The following is a 12,085-nucleotide window of genomic DNA, read 5'->3' as shown; positions in this document are numbered from 1 at the left end:
GCCAAAAAAGAAATAGTTTTTTGAGAAAAAAATAAGTTATTGTCAGGATTCGACATTGGCAAGGCTGTTTTCTTTCAGCATACCGCCGATGATGCCCTGAACCTGACTGCCGATATGGCGGCGTTCCTCCTTCGGCATGGCATTGAGATCGATCGGGTCACCAAATTCAATGATAACAGTGGAAGCCTTGATAAAAGGAATATGGTTCTCAAAAACATTTTCCGTATTGGTAATGGCTACCGGGATGATCAGACAGCCGGATTTCTCGGCAATCTTGAAGCTGCCTTCCTTAAATTCCAGCATGTCATCCCCCGGGGTACGTGTACCTTCCGGGAAAATGCAGACGGAACAGCCGCCTTTGACGGTGGCAATACAGTTGAGGATCGTCTTTAACCCTTCTTTGATATTCTCACGGTCAAGGAACTGACAGTTCATATAGCGCATCCAGCGTCGGATAAAAGGAATCCGTTCCAGCTCTTTCTTGGCAACAAAACCGGTGGTATTGTTGGTCAGGGGGTACAATGTTACGATATCGAAATAGCTTCGATGATTGGAAACATAGAGGACCGCCTGATCCTTTGGGACTTTTTCCTGGCCTTTAACAATCAGATGAATACCGGAGAGCCAGATAATGATCTTCAGTGCCGTTGTGACAATGACAAAAGAACTGCGTTCTTTCTTATGGATGTCGAAATGTCCGATGATGGCTTCAATCAGGTACAGCGGGATGCTGATAATGAAGAAGCAGAGCAGGAACAAAAGGACAAGGATTGTACGAATCATGCGTGGACCTCCATACGTGCGCGGTCACGGCCGTAAACTTCGCTGATGGTCTTCAGTGCTTCTGCCAGTTCCGGTGAGAGTCTGTCTGCTGTGTAGCGCCATGCCCAGTTGCCTGAAGCAGCACCCGGTGTATTCATACGGCAGTCGCTTCCGAAACCGAAGAGATCCTGAAGTGGGAAAATCGCGTAGCGGGCAGTGGAGCCAAGGGCTGTACGGATGAAATCCCAGTGGATGTTGCTGCCGTCACAGTTCATATAGCGGCGGACCTTGTCACGGTATTTCTCATCCAGTTCAAGATACCAGCCAACCGTTGTATCATTGTCATGGGTACCTGTGTAGCAGATGCAGTTTTCAGGGTAGAGATAAGGCAGAAAATCGCTTTCTGCGGTGTCATTGAAGGCAAACTGAAGCACCTTCATACCCGGGAAATGGAAGGTATCACGGAGCTTCTCAACCTGCGGGGTGATCACACCGAGATCTTCTGCAAAAATCGGCAGGTCTTTGCCGAGTTCCTTTTCGATTGCACGGAAAAGGGAAGCTCCCGGGCCCTTGATCCATTTGCCGTTGATAGCTGTTTCGTCGCCGTACGGTACGGACCAGTAAGCTTCAAAACCACGGAAATGATCAATACGCAGATAGTCCACAAGCTGCAGCTGCTGACGGATACGGGAGATCCACCATGCATATCCGGTTTTCTTGTGTTCTGTCCAATTGTAGAGTGGATTGCCCCACAGCTGACCGGTTTTTGAAAAATAATCCGGTGGTACACCGGCAACGGCTGTCGGGAAGCCTTTGCTGTCAAGTTTGAACAGAGACTGGTTCGCCCAGACATCGGCACTGTCCGGTGAAACAAAGATTGGAATATCACCGATGACGGAGATTCCCTTCTTGTTGGCATAAAGTTTCAGTTCATGCCACTGTTTGAAGAAAATAAACTGAATAAACTGATAGTAAGTGATGCTGTCGGCCAGTTCGGTCAGTGCGGCCTTCCGGGTCCTGGTATCCAGAACCTGATACTGAGGCGACCATTCATGCCAGGAACGACCCTGATGCAGATCTTTGAGAGACATAAACAGAGCATAGTCTTCCAGCCAATCCTTCTCGGTTCGGCAGAAGTGGTTGAAAGCTTTATGCAGGGCTTTGTCCTCCGATGCAGTAAAATGTGCACAGGCTTTGCGGAGCAGAGCAGCCTTATAAGTGATCACATTGCCGTATTCAACAGAATAATCGTTGAAATCTGGTACATCGGCCAGGTCATCCTTCTCAAGAAGACCGTCCTTCAGCAGCAGATCCGGGCTGATGAGCAGCGGTTGACCGGCAAAAGCTGAAAAAGCCTGATAGGGTGAATCGCCGAAACCTGTCGGACCAAGGGGCAGACACTGCCAGAGGGTCTGTCCGGCGTCATATAAAAAGTCGATAAAAGCATAGGCACCATCACCGAGATCACCGATTCCATAAGGGCTCGGGAAAGAAGTCGGGTGAACAAGGATACCGCAGTAGCGTGGACGCGGTGTTTTTTTTATTTCCTGAACATTCATTCTATATTACCTCCAAATTCAAATTCCTGCACCTATTATACACGATAAACGAATAAATGCATAGTCTATAATCAGAAGCCTATCAGCAGGGGGAAAAACAGATGGCATACAACTATCAACGAAATTGTCCGCCATGCGGCGGGCGACCGCCGTACAGGGATCCATGGGGATCGCCACCGCCGGGGGCTGGCCGACCGCCTCATCAGGGACCATGGGGACCGCCACCGCCGGGGGCTGGCCGACCGCCTTATCAGGGACCATGGGGACCGCCGCCACCGGGGCCTGGCCGACCGCCTCATCAGGGACCATGGGGACCGCCGCCGGGGCCTGGCCGACCGCCTTACAGGGGATCATGGGGAACTGCGGGAAAAAATAACAGACTTCAGTCTCAGTCATGTGCGCAGGAGGAAGAACAGGAAGCGGATGATCTGTACATGACTGATATGCCGGAGCCGGGGCAGATGGAAGAAGACTGGCTGTATATGCAACAGCTTTACCCGAATACGGCCCGCAAACTGGTGTATTATATTGAGGATGCGGCCGACCGGCTGGAATATGAGAACAGCATGATGTTTGACAATTACCCGGACCGGATCGCGGTGGAGCAGGTTGTCAAAGAGATTATTGCGGTCATTCAGGAAAATGACCCGGCGCTTATAACGATGCCTGAAGATACGGCTGTATCAGAAAGAAAGGGGGATCAGACCTGGGATAGCTGCATGGAAGAAATGATACAGATCATGCTGCTGGGTGAGATGCATCACAGGAGATGGCGTTATCAGCAGATGAATCGCAGAAATTATTGAAAAATACCTGTGAATCGTTATAAAAATGGTTTACCGCAATTTACAGACAGAAAATGTTATGTTAAACTATAGAATTGAATAATAATCATTGCGCCGGCGCTCTGAGGAACTCCGGCGTTTCTTATAAAACATAGATAAGGTGTTTAGATGAATCAGATAGAAGAATTATTGAAGCGTGTGCTGACATCGCTTCTGGTAGATATGGTCATTAGCGGTGCAAGAGGCGGCGGTGACTTTATAAAGATAAAGGTACGGCCTGTTATGATCCGGGATAGTCTGTATTTTCAGGTATCCAGGTATACGGACAAGCAGGTTTTTCATGAGAATATGACGGCGGAGAATGCTTTGGAGACATTGTCTGGATGGATACTGCATGATTTCCGACAGGCGCAGATCCGGATGCAGGATGAAATGGTGACGGTGCTTGTCAGCAAGAAGGGCAAGGCAACAGTAAAGAGCAAAAAAGCAGCCTGCATTGAGACACAGAATCTGGAGCATAATCGCAAGAAGCAATATATCATCGAAGAAGGAACGGCAGTGCCTTTTATGATTGATCTGGGCGTTATGACAGAAAGCGGGAAGATTATCCGTACACGTTATGACAAGTATCGACAGATCAATCGCTTCCTGGAGTTTATTGAAGATATTCTGCCGGAACTGCCAACCGACAGAACCGTGCATATCATTGATTTCGGATGCGGCAAGTCTTACCTGACATTTGCCATGTATTATTACCTGAAGGTGCTGAAGCATTATGACATCCGGATCACGGGACTGGATCTGAAGCAGAAGGTTATCGAAGACTGTCAGGCATTGGCCGACCGGTATGGTTATGATGGGCTTCAGTTTTTATGCGGAGATATTGCGGATTATAACGACACAGATGAAGTGGATATGGTTGTGACGCTTCATGCCTGTGATACTGCAACCGATTATGCCTTATATAAGGCTGTTAAATGGCATGCATCGGTGATTTTATCCGTGCCGTGCTGTCAGCACGAACTGAACCGAAAGATGCAGTGTGAAACTTTGTCCGGGGCTTTTCAGTACGGGCTCATCAAAGAGCGGACAGCTGCCCTGATGACAGATGCCATGCGTGGACAGCTGTTGGAAATGAAAGGCTATAAGACGCAGCTTCTTGAATTTATCGATATGGAACATACACCGAAGAACATTCTGATCCGTGGGGTGAAGTCCAAGGGACTTTTGCCGAAGGCGGCCAGAAAGCAGCAGATGGAGAATTATCAGAAGTGCAGAGATTTCTTTGGTGCAGAGCTGACCCTGGAGAAACTTTTTAAGGAGATGGAAGGGGAGATGGCGTATGAGCAGAACTAAGAAGATACTATTGACGCTCCTGGCCTATCTTACCGCTTTTATTGCAGCAGTCTGTGTCAGCAGCTTTGTGCTTAATCAGGGGAAGGTCAGCGGTGAGCAGCAGCGTTCAAGCGCGGATCTGCCGCTTTTGTATGTGCGTACCGGCGGTGAACTCATGAATGAAATGCATGGGTATACAGAGCCGGTAGACGGCGGTTACTACAGAGATACGCTAACACCTGTAGGTGAGAGCAAGACCATCAATCTGAGTATGGATACCTATGGACACAACATTTCCTCTGTCAGTTTTGAGCTGTACAATGATCAGTATACAGATCTGATCGAAAGCGGAGACTGTACCGACATGGAAAAGGTCAATGCTATGGTTCAAATGCAGCTCCAATTCAAAAACACACTGTATTCCAACAGGGAGTATTGTCTGCATCTGATGCTGAAAAACGATCAGGATCAGGTTTATCATTATTATACAAGAGTCCGTTACGGATCGGATCTGAAGGTAGCTGAGAAACTCAAGTTTGTCCTGGATTTCAATGAAACGACTTTCAATAAGGACAGTGCAGATGCTTTGAGCAGTTATCTTGAATCAACATCCTCTTCCTCGAGTTCAGACAAGAGTTTGGTGACGCTGTATTCATCATCGGATACGGTGACATGGGGAAGTATGGCGCCATACCGAACAAGCGAGATCGCTATTCGTCTGAAGGAGATTAATACGGAGACGGCGGCTTTTACCTTGTCCTATACGATAGAATCTTCAGCCGGAGATATTAATACATTTTATAATGTCAATGAGTATTACAGGCTGCGATGGACAGATTCAAAGATCTATCTTCTGGATTTTGAACGGCGGATGGCAGAGAATATCGGACTGGCAGATATAACTGTTTCTTCAGGAGCACTCAGGCTTGGTATCGGAGACGCTTCAGATATCGACTATGCCTCCTATGGAACAGACCAGCAGCAGTATATCTGGGTAACAGGCGATCAGCAGCTGTGGCTTTATGACAATACCAACCGTATTATGACCAAGGTTTATACGGAGGAGGATGACAATCACAATTGCGGACGACAGGATGAAGCCGGCATAAAGGTTGTTCATGCGGATCCTGAAACCGGAGATTTGTATTTTATTGTGTATGGTTATATGCATTCCGGTAATTACGAAGGCCGGGAAGGCGTGATGGTTTATCATTTCAGCCATGAAGATGTTCTTCTGGAAGATCTTGTTTTTATTCCTTTTAATAAAGGTTTTGAGCAAATGCGGTCAGGCCTGGAGGAACTGGCTTATATGAATGATGACGGCACACTGTATCTTTTGCTGGAAGATACCGTTTATGCCATCGATGTCAATATGGGCAAAATGGATGTGGCCTACAAAGACCTCAACAGCAGCAATTGTACAGCATCGGGAGACGGCATTTTTGTTATGTGTGACGGCGGTGATGAAAATGCCGGAGAACGGCTGAAGATCGTTGATCTGAATTCCGGAAAGGAAAGAACCATTGAAGGCGGCGACTGGCGGATTGTTCCTCTTGGCTATGCGGGAAAGGATCTGATCTATGGTCTGATCGATCCACAGATGTTGACAGAGGATTCCTCCGGTGTCATTCGCACACCGATCAGCGAAGTGCACATTATGGATGAGAATTATAATGAGGTCAAGACGTATCAGAAGAGCGGTGACTATGTGATGCGGCTGACCATCAGTGACGGCAATATATCCATGAAGCTGGCCAAGGCTGTAAAGAACGGCAATTATACGGATTATCAGGATGCTGGTGAAGATTATATCATCCGTAATATCGAAAATGATGACCAGAAAATTTATGTGGATAAACAAAAAGACAGTATCAGAGGACAGCAGAACTGGCTGCATCTGAATACATCCGACAGTTTTGTGCCGATTTCACAGAGTGCCCGTTACCTGGATCCGGGTTATGATATTTCAAGGGAATACGAAGATACGGATCAGGTGGAAATGCAGTATTATGTTTATACAAAGGGACGCATGGATGCGGCATTTGCGACGATCCAGGAGGCTGTGGATTATGGTACGACCTACGCCGGCACGATTATGACCAGCCACAAGCAGGTGATCTGGCAGAAAGCCGGAAGAGCTTATATCTGGGATCTGAATATTGACAGTATTGACAAGACCAGCAATACACAGAGCATGAACAGCATTTTGATCAAGACGATTGCAGATTACGAAGGTTGGGAATTAAATGGCACGATCGATGATGCAGAGCCGTTATTTGCGGCGATGACAGCGGTACTTCCGGCGGAGACGATTGATCTGAGCGGCCTGAATCTGGATGATGTGCTTCATTTTGTTTACCGCGACCGTGTTGTGGCTGTCAAACTTTCAAACAACAATTACGGTCTGATCACGGCTTATGATAATGATTATGTCTGGATTGCGGATCCTGCAAAGGGAGAAGTATATTCCATGACACAGACAGCAGCAGAAAAGCTTTTTGAGCAGAATGGAAAAGTCTACTATAGCTATATGGATTAACTTTAAAAAGTCATATGGACAGACAGAGTGCCCTGTGCAGTTGCTGTAAGGAGATGGAGCAGGGAGAATAAAGGAGGAGATATCAAATGGGTGAGATTAAGACAATTGGCGTTTTGACCAGCGGCGGAGATGCACCGGGGATGAATGCGGCTATTCGTGCGATCGTGCGTACAGCTATCGCCAGCGGCCTGAATGTGAAAGGTATCATGCGCGGTTATGCCGGCCTTTTGAATGAAGAGATCATTGATATGGACAAGCAGAGCGTTTCAGAAATTATGCGGCGCGGCGGTACAATTCTGTATACTGCCAGATGCAAAGAATTTATGACTGAGGAAGGACAGCAGAAAGCGGCAGAGATCCTTACGAAGCATGGCATTGACGGACTGATCGTCATCGGCGGTGATGGCTCCTTCAGAGGAGCACAGAAGCTGTCAGCTCTGGGCATCAATACCATTGGTATCCCAGGAACCATCGATCTGGATATTGCATGTACGGATTATACCATCGGTTTTGATACGGCGGTCAATACGGCTGTGGAAGCCATTGACAAGATCAAAGATACATCCATGTCCCATGAGCGATGCAGCATCATTGAAGTTATGGGCAGAAATGCAGGTTATATTGCCCTTTGGTGCGAAATTGCCAACGGTGCGGACGGCATTCTGATACCTGAAAAGGAACAGTTCGATGAGCAGGATCTGATCGAGACAATCCTCTCAAACCGTTTGAAAGGCAAGAAACATCATGTTGTCATCAATGCGGAAGGTATCGGGGATTCGAATCGACTGGCCAAACGTATAGAAACGGCCACAGGTATTGAGACAAGAGCCACGATTCTTGGTCATATTCAGAGAGGCGGTTCGCCGACAGCTAAAGACAGGGTATACGCATCCACAATGGGTGCTTATGCCGTTGACCTGTTGTCCGGCGGTGCGACCAACAGAGTCATTGCCTATAAAGCCGGTCAGTTCACGGACTTTGACATTGACGAGGCATTGGCAATGAAAAAGACCATCGACGAGTATCAGTTCCTGATTAGCCGTCTGATGGTCATGTATTAAATATATTTAAGCTCTTTGGGGTTCAGATAAAACCTCAAAGAGCTCTTTTTATATTGATGGATAGGGAATGAGATGAATAATGCTGTTGATGAGTTCTTCACGGTCCATGCCCCATGCAAGGCAGCTGTCCAGGTTCTCAAGAAGCTGATGACTGTTCTGAAGTGCCTGTTCAAAGATCTCTTCAAAGGAGAGATAGGAAGCTTCCGGGCAGCCGGGATAGGTGTACCACGGCTTTTTGTCAGTGTTCATATAATCATGTTCATCAGACAGATAATCCTGATAGACCTTCTTCTTCTGAGCAGGGAGGATTGGCAGAGTGCCTTCAATCCGGTATCTCAGCAAATGATAAAAACGGTTGTTCGGGCGTAAATGAATGTTCTGACGCTGCATATTGCGGACGCCTGTACTGATTTCATTCGCGGAGATCCGGTACTTGTAAGTGGTCTGGATCGTCTGACGCATCAGATAGGCAATGGCTGACAGGTCTTTGCGGCTGACAAAGGTCAGTGCTTCAAAATTCAGCTGGGAAGGTTCCATATGGCAGCGACTCCGAAGCAGCACTGTGTCAATGGTTGTCTCAACCTTCCGACGGTGACATGTCATGCGGGATGAACTGCACTTGGCCGGAAGATCCTGCCAGACCCTGAAAAGAATATAGGGTGAAGCAGACTGATCAATGGTAAAAAAGCAGAGATAGCCTGCCATATAGGCGATGCAGACATCGCGCTCCTGATCGGCCATGCCACTTAATGTATCCAGCATATTATTAAAAAACGCAGCGTATTCCTGGTTGCGCAGCGTCAGGGAAGCTGTACGATAGGACAGTCCACGCTTGGATAAAGTATGAGGATTAAAGGAGAGCAGATTGTTCCCTTGAAGACCCAGAAGAAAAGCATGGTTATTCTTTTTAATGACTTCATGGATATAGTTGTCGGAAAGCATATCACAGGATTCCATTCCAAACAGATAATATGTTAAAAATCCAGCCATAGGGTTTCGTCCTTTCTAATAAGCGTTGTACATACGGATATCAGTATATACAATAGATATCATACATGATTGGGACTGGATGTTCAATGAATTGAGTGTAAACTTTTCTAAAAGGTTTATAAACTTGAAAAATAATAAAAACAGAACACTTGTTTCTTTTCGCTATATGTGGTAAGATTTTGCTATATGGAGGTTGTGACAGTGGATTTATTTGATTATATGAGAGAAGACAAAATGGAGAAAGAGTCGCCCCTGGCTTCAAGGCTTCGTCCGAGAACGCTGGATGAGATTGTAGGACAGCAGCATATTCTCGGACGGGACAAGATGCTGTATCGGGCGATCAAGGCTGATAAGCTCAGCTCGATTATTTTATATGGGCCGCCGGGAACAGGCAAGACAACGATAGCGAAGGTGATCGCCAACACTACCAGCGCGGCATTTACACAGATCAATGCGACTGTAGCCGGCAAGAAGGATATGGAGCAGGTTGTTCAGGAAGCGAAGGACCGTATGGGAATGTACGGCAAACGGACCATCCTTTTTGTTGATGAGATCCACCGTTTTAATAAGGGTCAGCAGGATTATCTGCTGCCTTTTGTGGAGGACGGCACGCTGATCCTGATCGGCGCAACAACGGAGAATCCGTATTTCGAGGTGAATGGCGCTTTGATATCCAGATCGGTTATTTTTGAACTGAAACCGCTGTCAGCGGAGGATATCGGGGTGCTGATCAGGCGTGCGGTTTATGACACAGAGCGCGGTATGGGCAGTTATGGAGCTGAGATCTCAGATGATGCGGTTGATTTTCTGGCGGATATATCCGGCGGTGATGCACGCATGGCATTGAATGCGGTGGAATTGGGTGTTTTGACAACAGAACCGTCAGCGGATGGGAAGATTCACATTACGGTTGATGTGGCATCAGAATGTATTCAGCGCCGTGTGATGCGTTATGACAAGAACGGAGACAATCATTACGATACGATCTCAGCTTTTATTAAGAGCATGCGGGGATCGGACCCGGATGCCGCTATTTATTACCTTGCAAGAATGCTGTATGCGGGGGAGGAGCCGGCTTTTATTGCCAGAAGAATTATGATCTGTGCATCAGAGGATGTGGGCAATGCAGATCCTCAGGCACTGCAGGTGGCTGTTGCCGCATCCCAGGCGGTTGAAAGACTGGGAATGCCTGAAGCCCGGATCACATTGGCCCAGGCAGCAGCCTATGTGGCCTGTGCACCGAAGAGCAACGCAGCAATCATGGCAATCGATGAGGCGATGGCCCTGGTGCGTTCAACCCAGGCAGCTCCGGTACCGCCTTATCTGCAGGATGCCCATTACGGCGGGGCAGCGAAGCTTGGACATGGCATTGGCTATAAGTATGCCCACGACTATCCGAATCATTATGTCAGACAGCAGTACCTTCCGGATGCTTTTAAGGATCAGAAGTTCTATCACATGGGAGATCTGGGCTATGAGAAAGAGATGAAGGAACATATGCGGCGTATCAGAGGAGATGAATCGGATGAAGAGTAAGCGATTGATCGTTATTTCACTGGATGCCTTGGGCAGCACGGACTTTGAGATGTTTTCGCAGCTGCCGAACTTTAAGAAGTTTATTGACCATGCGGCTTTTTGCAGGCAAGTCCGTTCGGTGTACCCGTCACTGACCTATCCGGCCCATACGACGATCGTGACCGGCAGGCCGCCGGCAGAACACGGAATTGTGAACAATATTCTGATTCAGCCGGAACGCTCATCGCCGGATTGGTTCTGGCAGCGGAAGTATATTCAGGGGACGACATTGTATGATGAGGCATTGAAGAAGGGCATGCAGGTGGCGGCCCTTTTATGGCCGGTGACGGCGAAGTCTGATATTACATGGAATCTTCCGGAAATTTTTGCCAACCACAGGTGGTCGAATCAGATCATGACATCGGCGGCCAATGGCACATTGGGGTATCAGTTGACCTTGAACCGGAAGTTCGGCAGCCTCAGAGACGGTATTCGACAGCCGGCCCTGGACAATTTTGTACAGGCTTCCATGAATTATACGATCAGGACTTACAGACCGGATATGATGTTTGTACATCTGACAGATCTGGATACACAGCGGCATCATTTTGGTGTGCATTCGAAGGAAGCCCATGCGGCGATAGAGCGACATGACCGGAGAGTCGGAGAACTGATGCATTTGCTGCACAGGTGCGGAATGTCCGTGAAGCGGGATACAACGGTAGTGCTTCTCGGTGATCACAGTCAGCTGGATGTTCAGAATATTATATTGATCAACCGATTTTTGCGTGAGCAGGGATATATCAGGGTACAGCATGGGAGAATTACAGACTGGAAGGCTTACTGTCAGAATTGTGATGGTTCAGCTTATATTTATATCAGGAAGAACGGACTGGAGAAGTCTGAGCAGATTCGGATCAAGAATGAAATCTATGATTGGCTGTGTGCCATGAAGAATGATCCGGATAATGGCATTGCGGCCATTTATTCATCGAAGAAGGCGAAGGAATTGGGGGCAGACCCGGAATGTACTTTTATGTTGGAAGCACGGCGCGGATTTTATTTTCAGAATGAGCTGGATATGGGAGAGATTCCTGAGGTGCAGCGGGCAACCCACGGTTTTCACCCGGGAAGGAAAGACTATCAGACTGTTTTCATGGCTGTTGGACCGGATATTATGCCGGGAGTGGAGATTGAAGAGATGTCTCTGATGGATGAGGGCCCGACCATGGCCGAGATCATGGGACTGGAGCTTCCGGGGGCAAAGGGAAAGGTTCTGCGGGAGATTTTCCGGTAGTTTGATCCGGCGGCAGACAGAAGGACCGACGGAGCGGCCAATGTATTTTTCAAATTAGTAGTTGACATTTCAGAAATATCATTGTATCATTCCTTAATGAAACTTGGTTCCATTAAGGAAAGACTAACTATTAAAAGTCAAGTCTAAAATGAAAATTTTTTGAATGAATTGCAGAAATGCATTTCAGATATATTTGAACCTTGAAAACTGTATGACGAAAAGAGCATCATTATTGGTGCTCA

General features: G+C 47.4%; 9 protein-coding genes. 6 read left to right on the top strand and 3 right to left on the bottom strand.

The window, feature by feature from the left end; genetic code table 11:
* Positions 1-42 precede the first annotated feature (42 nt).
* A complete protein-coding gene (locus NBH03_RS00045; RefSeq protein WP_015513646.1) occupies positions 43-783 on the bottom strand; it encodes a lysophospholipid acyltransferase family protein in 741 nt (246 codons plus the stop codon).
* Positions 780-2,321 (bottom strand): 4-alpha-glucanotransferase, encoded by a 1,542-nt coding sequence (gene malQ / locus NBH03_RS00040; protein WP_250795271.1) that lies wholly within the window; start codon positions 2,319-2,321, stop codon positions 780-782. The genes NBH03_RS00045 and malQ overlap by 4 nt, the downstream gene beginning before the upstream one ends.
* Before the next feature lie 101 nt (positions 2,322-2,422).
* On the opposite strand from malQ, the gene NBH03_RS00035 reads away from it, so the two are divergent.
* The 4 genes from NBH03_RS00035 (at position 2,423) to pfkA (ending at position 8,041) form a co-directional block, all read left to right on the top strand.
* Complete coding sequence (locus tag NBH03_RS00035) at positions 2,423-3,127, top strand: hypothetical protein (protein ID WP_250795267.1); 705 nt, start codon at positions 2,423-2,425, stop codon at positions 3,125-3,127.
* A 147-nt stretch (positions 3,128-3,274) separates the two neighbouring features.
* Positions 3,275-4,462, top strand: coding sequence for a class I SAM-dependent methyltransferase (locus NBH03_RS00030; RefSeq protein WP_250795265.1), 1,188 nt, complete (start codon positions 3,275-3,277; stop codon positions 4,460-4,462).
* Positions 4,449-6,980: a hypothetical protein gene (locus NBH03_RS00025; RefSeq protein ID WP_250795263.1), complete on the top strand. Its 2,532-nt coding sequence runs from the start codon at positions 4,449-4,451 to the stop codon at positions 6,978-6,980. The genes NBH03_RS00030 and NBH03_RS00025 overlap by 14 nt, the downstream gene beginning before the upstream one ends.
* An 86-nt stretch (positions 6,981-7,066) precedes the next feature.
* On the top strand, positions 7,067-8,041 hold the full coding sequence (gene pfkA / locus NBH03_RS00020; protein ID WP_177999704.1) for a 6-phosphofructokinase: 975 nt from the start codon (positions 7,067-7,069) through the stop codon (positions 8,039-8,041).
* A 48-nt stretch (positions 8,042-8,089) separates the two neighbouring features.
* On the opposite strand, the gene NBH03_RS00015 is transcribed toward pfkA, so the two are convergent.
* A complete protein-coding gene (locus NBH03_RS00015) occupies positions 8,090-9,031 on the bottom strand; it encodes a hypothetical protein (protein WP_117539974.1) in 942 nt (313 codons plus the stop codon).
* Between the two features lie 201 nt (positions 9,032-9,232).
* Here NBH03_RS00015 and NBH03_RS00010 point away from each other — a divergent pair, with 201 nt between their 5' ends.
* Together NBH03_RS00010 and NBH03_RS00005 are read left to right on the top strand one after the other, a co-directional pair.
* Complete coding sequence (locus NBH03_RS00010) at positions 9,233-10,567, top strand: replication-associated recombination protein A (RefSeq protein ID WP_250795262.1); 1,335 nt, start codon at positions 9,233-9,235, stop codon at positions 10,565-10,567.
* Complete coding sequence (locus tag NBH03_RS00005) at positions 10,557-11,843, top strand: alkaline phosphatase family protein (RefSeq protein WP_015513654.1); 1,287 nt, start codon at positions 10,557-10,559, stop codon at positions 11,841-11,843. The genes NBH03_RS00010 and NBH03_RS00005 overlap by 11 nt, the downstream gene beginning before the upstream one ends.
* Positions 11,844-12,085 lie beyond the last annotated feature (242 nt).

The organism is Coprococcus intestinalis, from assembly GCF_023656595.1.
GTDB lineage: Bacteria > Bacillota > Clostridia > Lachnospirales > Lachnospiraceae > Coprococcus_A > Coprococcus_A intestinihominis.
Note: the sequence above shows the minus strand (reverse complement) of the source record. Positions and strands in the feature narration are given on the sequence as shown.

What these genes read in the sequence shown, in the direction of transcription:
- NBH03_RS00045 (WP_015513646.1), bottom strand. Translation starts at nt 783, where the DNA reads ATGATTCGTACAATCCTTGTCCTTTTGTTCCTGCTCTGCTTCTTCATT.
- malQ (WP_250795271.1), bottom strand. Translation starts at nt 2,321, where the DNA reads ATGAATGTTCAGGAAATAAAAAAAACACCGCGTCCACGCTACTGCGGT.
- NBH03_RS00035 (WP_250795267.1), top strand. Translation starts at nt 2,423, where the DNA reads ATGGCATACAACTATCAACGAAATTGTCCGCCATGCGGCGGGCGACCG.
- NBH03_RS00030 (WP_250795265.1), top strand. Translation starts at nt 3,275, where the DNA reads ATGAATCAGATAGAAGAATTATTGAAGCGTGTGCTGACATCGCTTCTG.
- NBH03_RS00025 (WP_250795263.1), top strand. Translation starts at nt 4,449, where the DNA reads ATGAGCAGAACTAAGAAGATACTATTGACGCTCCTGGCCTATCTTACC.
- pfkA (WP_177999704.1), top strand. Translation starts at nt 7,067, where the DNA reads ATGGGTGAGATTAAGACAATTGGCGTTTTGACCAGCGGCGGAGATGCA.
- NBH03_RS00015 (WP_117539974.1), bottom strand. Translation starts at nt 9,031, where the DNA reads ATGGCTGGATTTTTAACATATTATCTGTTTGGAATGGAATCCTGTGAT.
- NBH03_RS00005 (WP_015513654.1), top strand. Translation starts at nt 10,557, where the DNA reads ATGAAGAGTAAGCGATTGATCGTTATTTCACTGGATGCCTTGGGCAGC.